Here is a 16,922-nt window from a genome sequence, read left to right on the forward strand (position 1 = left end):
TGATTAAGCCTCGCTTGCTTCTAGTCTTAAATAATTGATCGGTCTGATTGAAGCCTGTAATCCAACGCCGCCAAGGTAAGGGGCTTCTATGGCTTCAATACGTTTATAAACGGCTCCGCGAAGTGCCGCTTTCATACCTAACAGCACTTCAAAACCCCAGTTGATTATCGTGTGCGGTAGCCGATAGTTTTCAATCTGTTGGAATACTGCAAACAGATCCTGTGTTGAACGGATCTTGATGTAAATTACGTTCGGCGTCAGTGGGTCGTCGGTGACCTGCGCGTCAATTCCTTGTAGGTTTAATAGTCCTTGATAGTCGGCTAACTTCCAACCGAACAGGCTATTATCGAGTTGAATTAAAACGGATAGTTTGGTTTCGTCGTGTACTGTCTTAAATTCCTGCCCAATCGCAGTCAGAAGTTTGTCGAGATCCGTTCCAGGTGTTTGGTTTGACCAATATTCGCCTGGTGGAAGAAGCTTTTGTGTTGCTTTCTTAAAATCTTCCGCTGTATAGCTGTCTTCGATGGTTACTGCCATGTGATTGCCCCTAAAGTGATGACTTCATCGGTTGCCGGTGACACGCTTGCAATCGGGCTGATTAGGCTGAAATTTGTGGTAATTGCTGACACAACCAGAATTATTTCGCCAGGTGTAATCGCCTGTTGGTCACCTAAACGTCCGTTTATGTAGGTTTGCAGCGCAGAAGCTATGGTGTTGCGGGTTGTCAGGTCGGCCACATCGCTGATGGTAATGTTCAATGGTTTTGTGATTGGATGATTAATGAAGGCATGACACCCAGCCAGGCGTTTGGTTTCGATGTAGTCCTGGACGGCCGTTTTCACGGTGTCCGTTACGATCGGGTTATTTTCACGTTGTCCGATATAAACAGTCACGTTACCGGTCGCAGGTGTATTGTCTAACGCCCACCCGAAATCAACATCGCTATGTGCTGAAATCGCCCAGTTTTTATAGTCTTCTCTCCGTCCGATCGCTTGCTGTGATTGGAAGGCGACAATGATACGGTTGCGCCAATGTTCCAGGTCTTCAATTTCTGAACCACCGGCAATCGCATCGGTGGTGATGGTGTCCGGGTTTAACCCTAGAACAGACGAAACCAGATAGAGATTGACGCCTGGTGACAGGTTGTAATTGCTACCGGCAGTCAGCGCAACTACCGGTACCGGTTGATCCGAGTTTGTTACCTGAGAAACCTGGTACTGTTTATCGTCTGCAGTTTTTACAATGGTGCCTTCCGGTACCGAAACCACGCCGGATGTGTTAAAAAAGTTAATGGATCCGGTCGCATAGCTCGGCAAGATCCGATCGACACCCAATCGCGACGCCCAAAGGTATAACCATTCTTCATCTGCAGTTTCAGGATTTAATTGTCTGAATAAATAGTCCTGATAAGAATATTGACCATAATTACCTCCACCAATTGCGGCTGCAAGTGCATCTATTGCAGGTGTTGATACACCAAGTTTATTAATCATTGATGTTTTTGCACGATCTATAAGCTGCTGTAGGCTTGGTTTTTGGCTCATGTTGTCACCTCGATGGTTTTGTGTCGTCTTATAACGTCAGTTGAAAGTTGGTGTCGTCTGGTAAGGTGATTGTAATTACCCTGACCAGGCGTTCATTTTCATACTGACATTGCACTTTTATGGCTTTGGCTCGGTCTTGGGTGATTAGCCATTCAAGTGCTTGTTCGGTGTAGCGTTTTGCACGTTTTCGTGTATCGTCAGTTTGCTTTTCCCGTGCCAGTGTCCAATCACGGCAGCCAATTCCTGATAGGAATTCATTTGCCCACCATCCACGGTGGTCTTGGCCTTTCTCTAGCTTGTCATTTGCACGGGCTTTCGCCCAGTTAAGCAGGCTTTGCAAAATTGCATGTTCAAGCCCTGTTTGACTGTTCAACGCGCTGCTGATCGCGGCTAATGAAAAATAGTTGCTCATTTGTGTTATTCCTATACAGGTGTACTGGTTGTTCCACCGTCATTTTCGTTATGTTTATGGGTGCCATAATTAGATCCATCAATTGTGATTCCACCGGTATTGGTTACAGCACCGTTCAATGTTGTCTCGCCGTTAATTGTGGTTTTTCCATTGATTTCGGTTTCGGAATTGATGGTGGTTTTGGTTGCGTTCACCGTGGCGTTGGAGCATGAGACGTTGACGTCATTGTCGCTGTAAATAGTGATACCGGATGCAGTTAAATGCACCAGATTGCCTTTGTTGTCCAATATGGCGACTTCACCTGGCTGCAGTTCCATTTCATAACGTTCATCTTCGACACAGAAGGCAATCCCGCGTGAGACGTCACCGCCCAAAAATAGGGTATAGGCTTTGCTTTTGTCAGTCAGCGGTCGGCTCATGAATCCATAGTTATGGATCCGCTTGATTTTGTCGTTTTTGACACCGGTTGCCATTAGTATCTGGATGAATTTAGTTTCCACTCTGGTTGGGATTCCGGTACCAAATAGCAGCTTGATGCGGTTTGCCAGGTCTTTAAGCATTATGCGTTCTCCATGAATGGGCGGAATAGTTCAATATCGGTTGAGTTTTCATTTTTTGCAGCATTCAATGTGATGGAACGAATCAGCAATTTTTCATCAAATTTGCGCTTGTTTGATTTGATCTCAACCATTTTATTGATAGCGGTTCCGGTTAGCTGTGCATGAATGCCAGGCACTTTTCCGCTGACCACAAGGCTTTTGGCAATCGCCAGATTCTTTTCGTATTCGGCACGGTTCTGGCAGGCCTGTTGGTCTTTCAACTTGTCGGCAATAATGACGCATTTGCGGCTCTTTGCAGCCGGTTCGTAGGTGACAATGGCTTCGGAATTATCCCAACCGCTTTGGATCTCATAAGTGTGGTATAGGTTTGAAAAGCTGCGTTTGATTTTTACTTCTCTTAGGTTGTTGCCTTCTTCTAGGACAAGATCCTGGATTTCAAACTGTCCAGGACGTTCAATCAAGATGGATCCGGAACGCTCTATTAGGTTTAAATTTCGGTGTTTTGCAAGTTGGGAAACACCGCTTAGTGCAGATTCGGCATTCAGTTGGAATTCTTCGATCGGATCGATATTTCCGGAAACATTGTTTTTGACGTTCAGGCCGTAGTCTGACAGCAGATTTTTCAACAGATCTTTAAAACTCAGATTATAGGCGGCGTCAGTCTTTATCCGGCTGTCAATAAAGTTGGCGCTTTGCGATCGGCCGTTGATGGTGATGCCGGTTGATGTGGCTGTGGTTCCTTCGTCGACGTCATCGATCTGGCCTTTCAAAATTGTGGTGGGTCCTAGCAACCATTCGACTTCAAGCGGTTTAGTGATTGTCATGTATTGGATATTGGCCGTGAAGGTATGTGCCAACTGATCCAGGCTGAATCTAAGCGTTGCCGTATAGTACGGCCATTCTTGACCGTCGATTTTTAGTCTAATTCGATCGGTCATTTTTTCACCTTGATTTCACCATGAACAAACAGTGGGTGAGTGATAGCGTTTAGTCCTTCAAATTCGGATAGCGTGCTGTCGTTTGCAAAGGCAAGGCATATTGATGGCGTTGGGCTGTAAATGCTGATTGTTTGCAAGGTTTCGAGGTATTCATTCAGTTTTATTAACTGGGTTTGAACGTGGTTGTTTAAGTTTGCGATCGCTTCAACCAGTGGCATGGTTTCATAGTCTGCCGTCGAGGTGCTTTCCTGATAACGTTGTTCAATTGATGATTTGACTGCTTTAATTGATTGGTAGGCGGTTTCCAAGTTGATACCGTTTAGTTTATTGGTCAAATCACCGACAGACGATCTTCCGTTCAAATCCGTGCTATCACTGACGGCTGCTAGGGCGCGATTTAGTTTTAATCTGGCAGTTGTGCTATGCAGTTTGATAAGCGGCGTAGTTTGGTTTTCTTCATTGTCTTTAAAGCGTTTATCGACCACTTGTTCAAGGCTCAAAATACTGTTGCTGGCGGTGTCTGCGTATGATGTTTGCACACCTGAAACCAACGAATTCATAACACCATCAATTTGGCCGGCAAACTCGCCAGGATTTGTGGCGATTGAAGAGATCGAACGTTTGGCGGCGTTGATCTTGGTTTTCACATCAAGGCCTGAACCGTCAAGTTTCAGTTGGTTTGCCAGGTAATCAATATCATTCAAATAGGTATCGAATTCGTTTTGAGTGATTGTGATCTGGTCAACGCTTGCCGCGTTGATTTGGTTTTCAAACTGAATGTTAGCCTGGTTAATCACTGGATCCGAATAGTTTGTCAGTGACTTTGAGAAGGTCTTTGGAAGTTCGACCGGTTTACCTTGCGTGATGAATTTCAACGTAAGCTTGACCAGGCCTTTTTTGGTGTTGATCGATTGTGTGCTGTCCTCATAAACCAGATCAAGTTCACCAAGGTAAGGGTGTTCTAATGTACCTTCTGGGTTCTGGCGTAACTCGCTGCGAAATGCGTTTGCTTCGTTTAATGAATCAGCACCGACGAACACTGCTTCGATCGTATAGGTCGGTATCTTGTCTCCAAGCACATCATGATAGTGGCTGTCGCTGTATGGGATCTCTTTAGCGTCGACGTGTTTACCTTGGGTGTCATCTGTTTTCAGAATGCTAAATGGGATCCCGTTCCAGGTCGCCTGGTCGTATTTCTTATCCCACATGACGGCCACCACTCAAAGTAGGTTCATAAGCGCACACGCCATTCGAGCAACGGCGATCAAGTCCGCTTACCTCCTCCTCCGCACAGAAAGTGTGCTCGGTAAATAGCGACTGGCTTAATGAACGTGGTTTTTGTCTAGAAATCATCGATTCACCCCTCATTTTCAGGTTCACAGGCTAATAAATCCATTTGCCTTGGGTCTTTTAAAAGGTCGGGTTGTTTCGTCGGGCATGGTGGTTCTGCACCTTGCGCCGGTGATCGGATAATCTCTTCAAAAGATAGGAGTCCTTTGAATGTAGTGCTGCAGTTCAAGTTTTTGCACTGGCAATACAATACGCGGGTTTCTTGTGTGTATTGTTCTGATGCCACAATGATGGCTTTAGATAGGCAAGTAGGGCAGCGCACAAGCATATAAGACCGTCCTCAATTAAGCGGTTCAAAGTCTCATACCTTCGGCTGTGGTGAAATCGGTTAAAATTTCACGGTATGGGTATTTATTTTAAAGTGTAATTATGTTTAAAAATGTGCTTAAATTATATCACAAGTAATTGTTTTTAATAACTATTTTGTTTTATTTAAAAGTGTAATTTTATAGTAATTTTATAGTAAAAAATAAGTAATCAAGTTACACTTTAAAAGTGTAATTTTTTTAAATTTTAAATAGTATTTTTTATTTTTTAAATCAACAGCTTATAAAAAAGTGTAATTTTTTGTTACATAAAGTTACCTTTTTTTGTAATTTTATTTTTCTTTTAAATCAATACGTTATGTTTAAAAAATAGCTTAGTTACACTTTTTTGCCTAAAAAATACCCCAAAATGTGAAAGCTGTTTATTCAAGTGATTCGTAGGATCTTAACTCGATGATTTTTTCCCCGGCGAAATCATTCAAAACCGTTAGCCGTTCGACGAAAGACTGAATTTCATTTTTGTTAAATATCCGGTCAACCTTGTTTAGATCTCCGCCGCTTTTCATGTTCTCCCGGACGACGGACATTAATTCGATCGGGATTCGGTGTGCGCTTAGAATGTCGGCCGTGGTCACGTTCTTCATGCTTGCGAATTCATCCTTTGCGTTGATCTGTCCTACCGGGATCAATTCCGGTTTCTCTTTATCTTGACCGCGTCCATTGATAAACAGGTTTTTGAAGTTTCCAAGACCTTTAGCGGAATTTAATGTCTGCTTTATCTCGTCTTCCATTTCCTTATCCAGTTTTGGGTTGTTCATGTAAAGCAAGAAACCGGAATGCGCGCCGTTTTTGTAATATTTACGGCGGAATAGGGTGGCATCCTCGTTTAACCAAACCGAACTTAACGTGGCGAAATACTCCGGGATCCCATAGATCTCTTGTGCCGGATCATATTCAGAGAAGTGGAAGACGGATCCTTCCTTGAATTCTATTTTTTGATTGAAACTCACATACGAATAACAGTCAGGATCAGATCGTCGACGCATATAAAGTGCCGGAAGGTGTTTGAACTTGACGATTTTGTCAAACGGGTTGCGTATCGCCTGCAGGTAACCGTTGCCATAAACACCGAAATCCAACAGGAACTTATCAAGGTCAACTCTCGATAGCTTGCCGTTTGTATTCAACTCGATCGCCAGAACGATGATGTTGCGTTTCGCGTAAATGGCTGAACTATGCATCCCGTTTGCGCGGAATGATTTATAAAGTCCAGGCAATGAAACTGGCGGTTCGTAAATGCCATCTATCAAGAACGATTCCGTATAGTCGTATAGAGTGCCATTCAATACGGATTCTGGTTCGCCAAATTCTACAAGCATAGATTACCCCTTATTTATTGTGAAAAAGCCACTGTAGGCCTTCCATCTTCGTTTTCGTTAATATCTTCAAGTGACAGCAGGTTCATGATCGCCATAGCAATATCAGCGTGTGAACTATCTTTCGTCCTGGTTGCGCCGAATGTCGACTTTCCGGTTCCGGTTGTGACACGTTTAATCATTAAGAATGAGTGGACAACGTCATCCCATTCGCCATCAAACTGCAGGCGGCCGTTGGTAATTACTTCTCGAGCCTTATAGACCAATTTTGATTTGGTGTTGATCGAGTAGATTATTTTGGTAAGTCCTGGGAAGAAATCTTCGACCAATGTCGATACCGGGTCACCGATTCCAGTTGTGTCCATTGCGATTTCAGTGACGTTGTAGCGTTCGCACAGTTCTTTAATGCGGTCAGCCTGGTATTGATAGGATTCGCTTTGCAGGCGGATTTTCTCAACCAACCGGAATGCGCTTCCAGGTCTGGCCGGTGGCAAAGCGACAATGACCGCCGCTTCGTCGCCTTCTCCGGATGGATCGTACCCAATCCAAACTGGGTGGTTACCGACTGGCCTGTAAGCGTCGAAATTAACGTCTTTCCAATCCTTCGATTCAACCTTACAGGCCATGAGTGCTTTGAGTTTGAACACCGCCTTTGAATCATCCAGGAACTTACAGCGCAGAAGGTTGTCGAAGACTTCTTTATCCGGGTAGCGCTTCTTCAATTTTTCCATATTGAAGAATGTCGCACCGCCTTCAATTGCATCGTCAACCGTGATGATCTGCCGGTATATGCCGTCAGCACCAAGCGCACCGCCTTTTAGTACCTTGTGAGAAATGTCGATATTGTCTTTTTTAGACCCCGCCCATTTTTGATAGGCTTCGTGGGCGATCGTCGACGGTGTCGAAAGGTATGTCGTCCGCCACTTATCGTGGATGCTCATACCACCGGCAAGATCATCAAGTTCTTTGAAGCGCGGGATCCAGAACACTTCGTCAACATACAAGTGACCGTGATAACCCTGTGCAGTGCGGCTGTTTGTACTCAAGAAATAGAAGGTAGCCCCATTACTTAGGGTGATTTCGTCTTTGCCTTTCAGGTCGACTTCACCAATCTTCAAAGCAAACATACGAATGTAAGTCTTGAATATCTCGGATTGCTTTTTCGATGCCGATAAGAAGATCTGGTTATCACCGGTCAAAATCGCATCTTCAAACGCTTCATACGCGAAGTAGTAGGTCAAACCGATCTGGCGCGATTTCAGAAAGAAGCGCATCCATGCTACTTCTGGATCTTGTTTTGTCTCCCAGATATTCAACTGGTAAAAGAAGAACGTCTTTTCCCGGAACTCGTCCAACATTTCTTTTGTGATGCCGGAAACGTCATTTTTCACTTTGTTGGATGGCCGCCCACGGTTGGATCCGTCTTTTGCTTTTCCACCTTTCTTAGTTGGATCACCAAACTGGTGTTTTAAAAGCATTTCCAACTCATTAAGCTGACGTTCGCTTTTTTCATCCACCCACATCAAATAGGCAATGCGTTGACGCATAACCAGTTCTACTGGTGAATCGTCGCGCAACTCATTCCATTTATATTTTGAGATCCAACGCTGAACCGCGCGCGCAGTCACGCAAACGTCTTCTGCAATTTCTGCAGGCGTTTTTTGCTGCAAGTACAAACCCAAAGCGCGGGTTTGTTTTTGCGTGTAGATGGTCTGTTCTTCGGTTTTTGTTCTCATGGGTTCAATTATGGGCAAAATCGCACGGCTTTTCTGTTATTGCACTTTTATATCGCAAAGCTAAAAAGGCAATTGGTTTCAATGCTTTAGCGAAAATCGCATACTGAAATCACACCGACAAAAACGTCACAAAAACCAAGTTTGGAGAACGAGAAATGTTTATTACTGAATGGATTTGTATTTTGACTGCAGGCGCGACCGTCGACGGCCGTAATGTCGAACCGGAAGTATTGGAACAGATTGCAGAAACTTATGATCCAGAAGTTTATAACGCCCGTATCAACATCGAACACAACCAATTTGGCTACAAGCTTGGCAGCGTAGCCGAAGTGAAAGCCGAAGAAATGGATGGGGCAATTAAGCTGTTCGCCAGATTGAAGCCGACGGATTATTTCCTAACGCTGATTCAGGCCGGTCAAAAGGTTCACACTTCCGTTGAATTTGTCCTGGATTTTGCAAAAACCGGCAAGGCGTATTTAACCGGGCTTGCGGTCACCGACACCCCGGCAAGCCTTGGAACAACCGAAATGCACTTGAGTGTTCAAGCTGACGGCAACAAGCAGGCCGTGCAAACCTTTTCAACCAATGAGGTGATTGAACCTCAACCCAAAAAAACCAATTTTTTCGACAGACTTTTATCAAAAGAGGATGAATCAATGGATGCAGCAACAGTACAACTATTGACTGAAATGAATAAGACACAGTCAGAAGTCGTTCAGCAGTTAAACAAAATGTCAGATGCCATGACGACAATGACGGAAACACTTTCAAAAATCGGTTCCGGTTCCGGCGATTCAGAAGTATCAGGTACAGATGAAAACGGCAAGGATCCTGAGAAGTTCACACAGCTTAAAACGGCCGTCGATGACTTGAAAGGCGAACTTTCACAAGTCAAGACCGCGTTGGAAAAGTTTACCGATGAAGGCTTCCGCCATAACGCGACTGGCGCAAATACTAGCAACCAGGAACAAGAAGACGAAAACCTGGTTTTGTAATTCACACTGACAAATAGTTTTTCATTCAAAGGATAGGAAACCATGAGAGAAGAAACACGAGTTAAGGTTAATAGCCTTCATGCTGCGATGGCACAGGCTTATGCCGTTTCAGACCCGACAAAAAAATTCAACGTGACGCCGAACGGCGCACAAAAAATCATTGAATCAGTCAAGGAACAATCTACATTCCTTGGACGAATCAATGTTGTTCCGGTTACTGAACAATCAGGCGATGCAATCGGGTTGGACGTAAGCGGTTTGATTGCAAGCCGCACCAATACGTCAATCAATGACCGTACCCCAACCGACTCACACAGCACAACCGGCAACACCTATATGTGCAGCAAGGTTGAATTTGACACGTTTGTCAGTTATGCCACTTTGGACGGATGGGCATTGCAGCCGAACTTCCGCACCAAGTTGAACAACCAAACCCGCAAGCAGATCGCTTTGAACCAGATCATGATCGGATTCCACGGTCAAACTGTGGCGACACAAACTGATCCAGTTGCCAACCCGAACGGTGAAGACGTGTCAGAAGGTTGGATCGCTAAGGTTAAAAACCGTCGTCCTACCCAATACCTTACAGGAGGTGCGACAGTTGGTGAAATTCATTTCGGTGCAGGTACCGGTACCGATTATTTGAACCTAGATCTGATGGTGTCCGACTTGCTGCAGTTGATTGATTCAGCTCATGCGGAAGCCGGTGACCTAGTGGTGATCGTCGGCCATGAACTTTTGGCCTATGAAAAGAATAAGTTCTATACCGATCATGGAAACACGCCATCAGAAAAAGCCAAGATCGAAGAGCGCCAAGTAATCGGAACTTACGGTGGTTTACCGGCTTACAAAGTTCCTCACTTCCCGGCGCGTGGTTTGTTGATTACGTCGTTCTCGAACCTGTCGATTTACATTCAGGATTCATCTATCCGCCGTCGAAACGTGGATAACCCGGCACGTGATCGTTACGATTCATTCTATTCAATGAACATGGATTACGTTCTTGAAGATCTTGGCAAGGCCGTTGCCATTGAAGCGGCAAACGTCAAGTTCTACAGCGGTACCGCCTGGACTGCATAACCGAGTACCTCCCCAGGGGCTTAGGTTGTTGGTTCATTCAACGGTTCGCCGTTCAGTTTGAACCATTCGGCCTTAACGCCCCTTTTTATCAACCAAAACAAAGGGAATGACCGTGCAATTCGTTGGAGACAAAGGCCAGACCTATACCACTGAATTAAGCGCAACGCCTTTTTACCCGGTGTTAAAGCTTGCTGACTTTCAGCAGCAGTTTAATTTCCTTGAAGACCAGAACGAATACGCCGTGACACAACAGGCGATTATTGATCGTTCAACCGTGCATCGTCAGTTATTGACACTGACCGAAACGCACCAGAATTTAGTTGATGTCTCCAAGGCACTATTTGGAGACGACACAACCGCCGCAGTTCTTTATCAAAACGCGGTGTTTTCCATGACGGCCGCCAACCTGATCGGCAACCGCATGGCGACCGATGCCACCAAAGAAGCGGCAGACAGACAAGAAGCATTGAACCAAAAGGTTGACCACTTGAACAGCCAGGCGCGCAGTTCCATTGAGCAGCTTTTACGTGCCGACAGCGGCTATGCAATCAGCTTGATTTAGGTGATCTGAATGAAAGCATTACAAAGCCTTTTAGACTTCCTGACCAAAACCGGTGAAGTGGTGATACAGGAAAAAATCGAAGCCTGGGCGGAAGATGGCGAAGTGTTGTTCGTCACCTCCGCCAATTTTGATGGTTACGAACTGAAATATAAGGCCAATTTCGCTTTGTATGACGTGACGGTCACCCCAACTGATCTGTTTATGTGGGTAACCTACTGGATGAACAAATACATTCCAGACCGAGATCAACAAGGATTGCCGGCACCTGAATTTTTCTCGGAACCGTTGAAAGACAGTCATTTCGATCTTGGCTTGATAATCGATTTCAAAGAACAGATTCGATTGGTCGAAGATCCGGCCGGTGATTGGCTGCTAGATGATGGCAAGCGGTACCGGCCTGAATCGGATTTCGGCGTTGATGAAGCCACCGGGATCCTGGATCTATTTGACCCGGTCACCCAGGACAATGGATTGACTAACTAATGGAGAAGATCGAAAGCCCGGAAGAGATCGTCAACCTGTTGCAAAACTTGATGTTAGCGGACGGCGATAAAAAGAAGCTGAACCGAAACCTGGCAAATATGGTGCGGCGTTACTTTAGGGCGCAGATCAAAAGTCAGAAAGACATTCACGGCAAGCGATATGCACCGAGGAAACGCCGAAAGGTTGGATTCACTGATAAAGGCCGGTCTAAACCGAACAAAAACATGCTGAACGGGCTTTCAAGAATGTTGATGACAGCATCCGACGCCGACGGGTTCAGCGTCGGGTTGGCCGGGTTGGCCGCCAAGGTCGGCCGGGTTCATAACGAAGGACAGGTCGTTACCTTTCCGCGCCGGATGAATGGATGGTTTGATTCAAAAAGCAACCTTTGGAAAGGCGGCATAAAAGGCAAAGGCGCATATAAGATGCCGCAGCGTCCATTCATCGGATGGAACAAGGATTTAACCACTCAAATCAGCTTAGAAATCACTAAACACATGGAGTTGAATTAATGGCACAGGATTTCAAAATTAAACCGGCACAGGGCATGAAGGTGCGTGATCCGGAAACAATGAAACCACTGAAAACAAGCGGTGAAACCAAACCACGGAATGAATACTGGTTGCGCCGAATCGCTGATAAATCAGTGGTCGAAATTAAACCGAAAACCACGTCAAAATAACTTTAAACAAGGAAGGGCGAAACAATGTCAGGTATTAGTTTTAATGAAGTTCCAAGCAACGCAAGAGTTCCCGGCGTTTACATTGAGATTGACAATTCTCTAGCCAACAACGCCGAAGAACTGCAGCGCGTTTTACTTGTCGGCCTGGCCGGTACCGGTGGCGACACCGGTGAAAATGTCGTGGTTGGGATCACGACTCCGACGGCCGCAGCCGATCGCTTTGGCGCAGACAGTCAGATCTACAAGATGGCCGAATGGTTCTACAAGCAGAATATTGCGCTTCCTATGTCTGCCGTTGCCACCAATGAAACCACACCGGATGTGGCCTCTGCGTTGGCCGCGACCGGCGATCAACAGTATCACCATATCGTTTCCGCTTTCAATGATGCCACCGGCGTGAATTCGTTGGCCGACTTCTTGAGCGCGCGTTATGAAGCACTACAGCAGATCCCAGGGATAGGGTATATCGCCAAACAAGACACCCACGCCAACCTTGTGACCTATGGCGAAGGGTTTAATTCACCGTTCATCAACGTCATGCCGGTAAATGCCTTGAATGACGTCACCGGCACGGCCTTGACGGAACCTGAACTGGCAGCAGCCTGGGCTGGGCAAATCTCGTTGAGCCTATCGATTGATCCGGCACGGCCTCTGCAGACATTGAAACTGGATGGTGTTTATAGCGGTGCGTCAAGCGAATGGATCTGGTCTGAACGCAACCTGCTTTTGTATTCCGGGATCTCGACCTATCGTTCAAACGATGCCGGAGAGGTGTTCATTGAACGCCCAATCACAACCTACAAGCTGAACGCGGCAGGTGTGGCCGATGACAGCTATCTCGATATTACGGTACCGGCTACGGCCATGTATATTCGAGCCAAACAGCGCAGCCGTATTTTGAGCAAGTATGCGCGCCATAAACTGGCTGCAGACGGCACCCGTTTTGCACCAGGTCAAGCCGTGGTGACACCATCTCTTATCAAGGCGGAATTGATGGCACTGTATACCGACCTTGAATACAAAGCGATCGTTCAGGATTTTGACGGATATAAGGTAACCCTGTTCGTCGAACTGGATGCGGATAACCCATCTCGGATCAACGTTCAGGATTCGCCTAAATTCGTGAACGGCATGATTATTTATGCCGGGAAGATCCAGTTTAGAAAATAACCGATTAATTGCCCGCTGATGCGGGCGTGAACCATTTTGAAAGCAAAGAGGAAATGATTATGGGCGTAGTAACTTCACGCGGTTACCTGGATGCAGAAGGCCTTGGACGCTTGCCGACCAAAGAGGGCGGAAAGGTCAATTTTGGAAATCTTGAAAAAAAGCCGGTATTGGGTGATGAAGGTGTACTTGGGTATACCGAAGAATATACCGAGGCACCATCAATTAAGGTGACCTTGATTGACACCAATGAATTGGACAAAGAAAACTTACGCAATTTCGTTGATAAAACCATTGTGTATGCAACGAACAGCGGTGAACAGTACACCTTGAAAGATGCATGGGTAGGAAATCCACAAGAGTTGAACGTAAAAGACGGCCAGATCGAGGTCGAGTTTTACGGCACTAAAATGATCGAATCTTAATAAGGGGTAGTGAATTATGCACAGTCTGGCACTTAGGCACAAACAGCGTGTATTGGAAGAACAGAAACAGCAGAAAGACAGTAAGCCGTCACAGTCAAATCATGCGCCGGCTTTCGCACAAAAGCTGCCTGGTATGTCTCTGGCAAAGTCAAACGAACTATCAAGTTTAAAGCTGCAGCTTGATAACGATCTGATTACGCTTAAACAATTAAGCGGTGACGAAGAAAAGACACCGTTCAAAAAAGAACTGATCGAGAAATTCCGTCCGCTTTGTGATATCTATTTACAGACCTATCAAACCTGGGCGCATTTGGACGTTCTGTTCTGGTGGCTGTTATGGCGCAACGATGTTGAAGGTTTCTCTGACGTTCAACCGCTATGGTATGAAGCGATCGAAAAAGGTCTGACAACACCGGTTAAATTTGCCCGTGATTGGCAAACCATGTACCTGGACGAAGTGTTCAAGCACGTCGACGAACAGTTGAAGCAAGATCAGGAACCTTCGATCGAATACCTTGACATTGCAATGGTCGAAATCGAAGAAGGCCTGATCGCCACTAATGCACCGCTTAAAGCGAAGCTTTACAAGCTTCACGGCCAGGCATTGCAGAAGATCGGACAGGATGAACGTGCGCTGCAGGCGTATGAAAAGGCCTTGAAACTGGACGCCAATGTCGGTGTGAAAACCGTCATCAAGCAGCTTAAAGCAAAGGTGAAAGCCAATGACTAAGAAAACAGCCATCAAAGTGACACTGTCAACGCCGGTCAAATCCGGTGATGAAGAGATCAATACCGTTGAACTTCGCAAGCCAAAAGCAGGCGAACTTCGCGGCCTGCAGTTGGCAATGGTGCTGCAGCTTGACGTCGACAGCGTCAACACACTACTGCCGCGAATCAGTAACCTTTCAGATCGTGATATTCATAATTTGGAAATGGAAGATTACACCGCCGTTTCTACGGAATTGTTGGGTTTTTTCGTCAAGGTCTAAACAGTGGTGCATATCCGCAGGCCGTCGAAGATTGGTACGCGGATATAGCCGTTGTTTTTCACTGGCCGCCGTCAGAAATCGACAATTTCTATTTGGAAGATTTGAAACTCTGGCGCGATAAAGCCGAAGAAAGAACCAGGCAGGATGATTGAAAAAGGGTGCATATCGCACCCTTTTTTTGTTTAAGCAGATACCGCCTTGAATGCGATCAACAGCGACGGCAGAAAGAAGCCGACAGCAAACAACAAGGCATACAAAGGAATTTTTCTCATGAAAATGAACCTCGCAGTTGTCATGCAGACCATTGACAAAGCAACGGCACCGCTGAAAAAAATAAAAGGTGAGTACGGCCAGTTTACACCAAAAGTTGAAGCGGCACAAAAAGCACTCAAGGACAATTCAGGCCTGCTTTCAAACGTCCAGGCGTTGAAGAAGCTGCAGGCGCAGCACAAAGCCAACAATGACGCCATTAACGTCGCCAAAGAAAAACTGGAAAAGTACCAGGCACAGATCCGTTCCGGAAGGCCGTTAAGCGCACAGCAGCAGGCGCAGTACAACAAGACACGCACGAAGTTATACGAACTTAACCAGGTGCAATCTGATTACCGGGCACAGCTTTCAAAAACCGGCAAAGCACTGAAAAAAGCCGGTGTCGATACAAAACACCTGACGAGCGAAGAAAAACGCCTGATTGGCGCACATGAAAAGTCCATTACGACTTTGAACAAGCTGCAGAATCGGTACAAGAAAATCGAGTCGATCAAAGCCAAGCTTGCTAAACCATTTACATTCGGTGGGGTCAAAGCCGGTGCCGTCGGCCTTCTTGGTACCGGTGCATCGATCGCCGGATTCTTTACCCAACTCAATAGTAGCGCAGGAACAATGGATTCACTTTCCAAGGCGGCGCAAAACCTGAAAATGCCGATCGGTGAACTGCAGGCGATGCAAAGCCAGGCGGAACATAACGGTGTCAGTGCAGACACGATGGAAGGAAATTTGAGACGCTTTACAAAGCGTTTAGGGGTTCTACAGACAACCGGATCAGGCGCGCTCGGTTCGTTCCTGAAAAAAGGCAAAAACCCGCTGTATTATCAACTGCAGCAGGCAAAAACCACCGATGAAGCCTATCAGCAGCTTTTGGAATCATTTTCCAAGCTGAAGACCAACCAGGAACAGATGGCATTTGCCGACGCCGCGTTCGGCCAGGACGGTCGTAAAATGTTAATCATGCTACGCGAAGGCACCAAAGGTTTGACCGCTGCGCGCAAAGAATTCAATGATCTAGGCGGCGGAATCAAGGAAGACGACGCCAAGGCCGCCGAAGCTTACAACGATGCTATGCAGCGCATTCAGGAAGCTTCAAGATCGATCAAGTATGCATCGCTCGCACCTATCATGCGTGAATTGACTGTCATCTTCTCCGACTTCACTGAAAAGTTTAAAAATGCGGATTGGCGTGAAGGTACGATAAAACAGGTCCGGGAAACCTTAAAAGGTTTTTTTGATGTGATTAAAAGTATCGGTCGCGGGATCCTATTCCTGGTTAATTACTTCCCGGAAGTGGTTGCCGGGATCCTGATGCTGAAAACGGCATTTTTCACTTTGAATGCGGTCATGTATGCTAACCCGATCGGCATGATCGTTGGGGCATTGTCTGCCCTGGCAATAGGTTTAACTTATGCCTACCTGAAATCAAAAACCTTCCGGGAAGTAGTCGGCGGTTTGTGGGAGTTCTTGAAGCGGTTCGGCTTTGGTGTCGGTGCTATTTTTGGCGAACTGGTCAGGCTGTTTTTGCTTCTCCCGCGTGCCATCATGAAAATGGTGTCACTGATTCCGGATTCATTGCTTCCGGAAGGGTGGGGCAAGTCCATCAAAAAAGGCCAAAAGGATCTTGAAGCATTTAATACCCGGTTTAAGGAACTGAATAAAAGCGGGATGCAGTATGCCATCAACGGCAATTCTGACATAATGATGAATGTTGCCGCAGCTGGTACGCCAGGACAGGCAATCACCGGTCAGAACCGCAGCATAATCAAAAGCCCTACGGTGCAAAGCCGAAGTTCAGTTGATATTCGTGTGCGCTCTGATAAGCCTGTGGATATTGCCCAGGTTCAGGCCGACACCGGCACGGATTTGAGTGTGAATACAGGAGATTTGTTTGCGGATGGAATATAAATTGAATGCACCGATTTTGCACCACTGCCAGGCAACATGAAACGACAGTATCATACATTCAGCAACATTGATGGTGCATTGCCAAAGATTTAAGTGTTTGAATTAAAAGGTTTTTGAAAGTTAGATTCTAAACTCATAACCCGAAGGTCGTTGGTTCAAATCCAGCCCCCGCTACCAAATTC

The 16,922-nt window shown here is 46.0% G+C and carries 21 protein-coding genes; 12 read left to right on the plus strand and 9 right to left on the minus strand.

Translation table 11 applies throughout. The features are described 5' to 3' along the window. Positions 1–3 precede the first annotated feature (3 nt). The 9 genes from ABY044_RS11135 to ABY044_RS11175 all read right to left on the minus strand — a co-directional run bounded on the left by ABY044_RS11135 (position 4) and on the right by ABY044_RS11175 (position 8,182). Complete coding sequence (locus ABY044_RS11135) at positions 4–537, minus strand: hypothetical protein (RefSeq protein ID WP_373020712.1); 534 nt, start codon at positions 535–537, stop codon at positions 4–6. Beyond that, the gene (locus tag ABY044_RS11140; RefSeq protein WP_373020713.1) at positions 528–1,544 is read right to left on the minus strand and encodes a baseplate J/gp47 family protein; all 1,017 of its coding nucleotides are present in this window, start codon (positions 1,542–1,544) and stop codon (positions 528–530) included. The genes ABY044_RS11135 and ABY044_RS11140 overlap by 10 nt, the downstream gene beginning before the upstream one ends. 28 nt (positions 1,545–1,572) lie before the next feature. Further along, positions 1,573–1,956 (minus strand): phage GP46 family protein, encoded by a 384-nt coding sequence (locus ABY044_RS11145; RefSeq protein WP_373020714.1) that lies wholly within the window; start codon positions 1,954–1,956, stop codon positions 1,573–1,575. Positions 1,957–1,967: 11 nt separating this feature from the next. Then, entirely contained in the window at positions 1,968–2,516 is a 549-nt protein-coding gene (locus tag ABY044_RS11150) for a phage baseplate assembly protein V (protein WP_373020716.1), read from the minus strand. Beyond that, positions 2,516–3,454, minus strand: a complete 939-nt coding sequence (locus ABY044_RS11155) for a hypothetical protein (protein WP_373020718.1) — start codon at positions 3,452–3,454, stop codon at positions 2,516–2,518. Before ABY044_RS11155 ends, ABY044_RS11150 begins: the two co-directional genes overlap by 1 nt. Next, positions 3,451–4,662 carry a DNA circularization N-terminal domain-containing protein gene (locus tag ABY044_RS11160; protein WP_373020720.1) on the minus strand — a complete coding sequence of 404 codons (1,212 nt, stop codon included), beginning with the start codon at positions 4,660–4,662 and terminating at the stop codon, positions 3,451–3,453. Before ABY044_RS11160 ends, ABY044_RS11155 begins: the two co-directional genes overlap by 4 nt. Before the next feature lie 149 nt (positions 4,663–4,811). Next, entirely contained in the window at positions 4,812–5,072 is a 261-nt protein-coding gene (locus tag ABY044_RS11165; protein WP_373020722.1) for an ogr/Delta-like zinc finger family protein, read from the minus strand. Positions 5,073–5,492: 420 nt separating this feature from the next. Further along, entirely contained in the window at positions 5,493–6,449 is a 957-nt protein-coding gene (locus ABY044_RS11170) for a phage portal protein (protein ID WP_373020723.1), read from the minus strand. Between the two features lie 14 nt (positions 6,450–6,463). Further along, positions 6,464–8,182 (minus strand): terminase large subunit domain-containing protein, encoded by a 1,719-nt coding sequence (locus ABY044_RS11175; RefSeq protein ID WP_373020724.1) that lies wholly within the window; start codon positions 8,180–8,182, stop codon positions 6,464–6,466. A gap of 155 nt (positions 8,183–8,337) precedes the next feature. Here ABY044_RS11175 and ABY044_RS11180 point away from each other — a divergent pair, with 155 nt between their 5' ends. The 12 genes from ABY044_RS11180 to ABY044_RS11235 all read left to right on the plus strand — a co-directional run bounded on the left by ABY044_RS11180 (position 8,338) and on the right by ABY044_RS11235 (position 16,740). Further along, positions 8,338–9,177 carry a GPO family capsid scaffolding protein gene (locus tag ABY044_RS11180; RefSeq protein WP_373020725.1) on the plus strand — a complete coding sequence of 280 codons (840 nt, stop codon included), beginning with the start codon at positions 8,338–8,340 and terminating at the stop codon, positions 9,175–9,177. Positions 9,178–9,219: 42 nt separating this feature from the next. Then, on the plus strand, positions 9,220–10,257 hold the full coding sequence (locus ABY044_RS11185; RefSeq protein ID WP_373020727.1) for a phage major capsid protein, P2 family: 1,038 nt from the start codon (positions 9,220–9,222) through the stop codon (positions 10,255–10,257). 112 nt (positions 10,258–10,369) lie between these two features. After that, a complete protein-coding gene (locus ABY044_RS11190) occupies positions 10,370–10,819 on the plus strand; it encodes a head completion/stabilization protein (protein WP_373020729.1) in 450 nt (149 codons plus the stop codon). Between the two features lie 9 nt (positions 10,820–10,828). Next, positions 10,829–11,302 (plus strand): phage tail protein, encoded by a 474-nt coding sequence (locus tag ABY044_RS11195; protein WP_373020731.1) that lies wholly within the window; start codon positions 10,829–10,831, stop codon positions 11,300–11,302. Continuing rightward, a complete protein-coding gene (locus ABY044_RS11200) occupies positions 11,302–11,814 on the plus strand; it encodes a phage virion morphogenesis protein (protein ID WP_373020733.1) in 513 nt (170 codons plus the stop codon). The genes ABY044_RS11195 and ABY044_RS11200 overlap by 1 nt, the downstream gene beginning before the upstream one ends. Further along, positions 11,814–11,984 (plus strand): DUF2635 domain-containing protein, encoded by a 171-nt coding sequence (locus tag ABY044_RS11205; protein ID WP_373020734.1) that lies wholly within the window; start codon positions 11,814–11,816, stop codon positions 11,982–11,984. Before ABY044_RS11200 ends, ABY044_RS11205 begins: the two co-directional genes overlap by 1 nt. Positions 11,985–12,008: 24 nt before the next feature. After that, the gene (locus ABY044_RS11210) at positions 12,009–13,154 is read left to right on the plus strand and encodes a phage tail sheath subtilisin-like domain-containing protein (RefSeq protein ID WP_373020735.1); all 1,146 of its coding nucleotides are present in this window, start codon (positions 12,009–12,011) and stop codon (positions 13,152–13,154) included. Positions 13,155–13,213: 59 nt separating this feature from the next. Then, positions 13,214–13,576, plus strand: coding sequence for a phage tail tube protein (locus ABY044_RS11215; RefSeq protein WP_373020737.1), 363 nt, complete (start codon positions 13,214–13,216; stop codon positions 13,574–13,576). A 16-nt stretch (positions 13,577–13,592) separates the two neighbouring features. Further along, positions 13,593–14,306 carry a phage terminase small subunit gene (gene gpM, locus ABY044_RS11220; RefSeq protein ID WP_373020739.1) on the plus strand — a complete coding sequence of 238 codons (714 nt, stop codon included), beginning with the start codon at positions 13,593–13,595 and terminating at the stop codon, positions 14,304–14,306. After that, complete coding sequence (locus tag ABY044_RS11225; protein ID WP_373020741.1) at positions 14,299–14,565, plus strand: phage tail assembly protein; 267 nt, start codon at positions 14,299–14,301, stop codon at positions 14,563–14,565. Before gpM ends, ABY044_RS11225 begins: the two co-directional genes overlap by 8 nt. A gap of 44 nt (positions 14,566–14,609) precedes the next feature. After that, on the plus strand, positions 14,610–14,717 hold the full coding sequence (locus ABY044_RS11230) for a GpE family phage tail protein (RefSeq protein WP_373020744.1): 108 nt from the start codon (positions 14,610–14,612) through the stop codon (positions 14,715–14,717). A 118-nt stretch (positions 14,718–14,835) separates the two neighbouring features. Beyond that, positions 14,836–16,740, plus strand: coding sequence for a hypothetical protein (locus ABY044_RS11235; protein ID WP_373020742.1), 1,905 nt, complete (start codon positions 14,836–14,838; stop codon positions 16,738–16,740). Positions 16,741–16,922 lie beyond the last annotated feature (182 nt).

It is taken from the genome of Thiomicrorhabdus sp., assembly GCF_041583835.1.
Lineage (GTDB): Bacteria > Pseudomonadota > Gammaproteobacteria > Thiomicrospirales > Thiomicrospiraceae > Thiomicrorhabdus.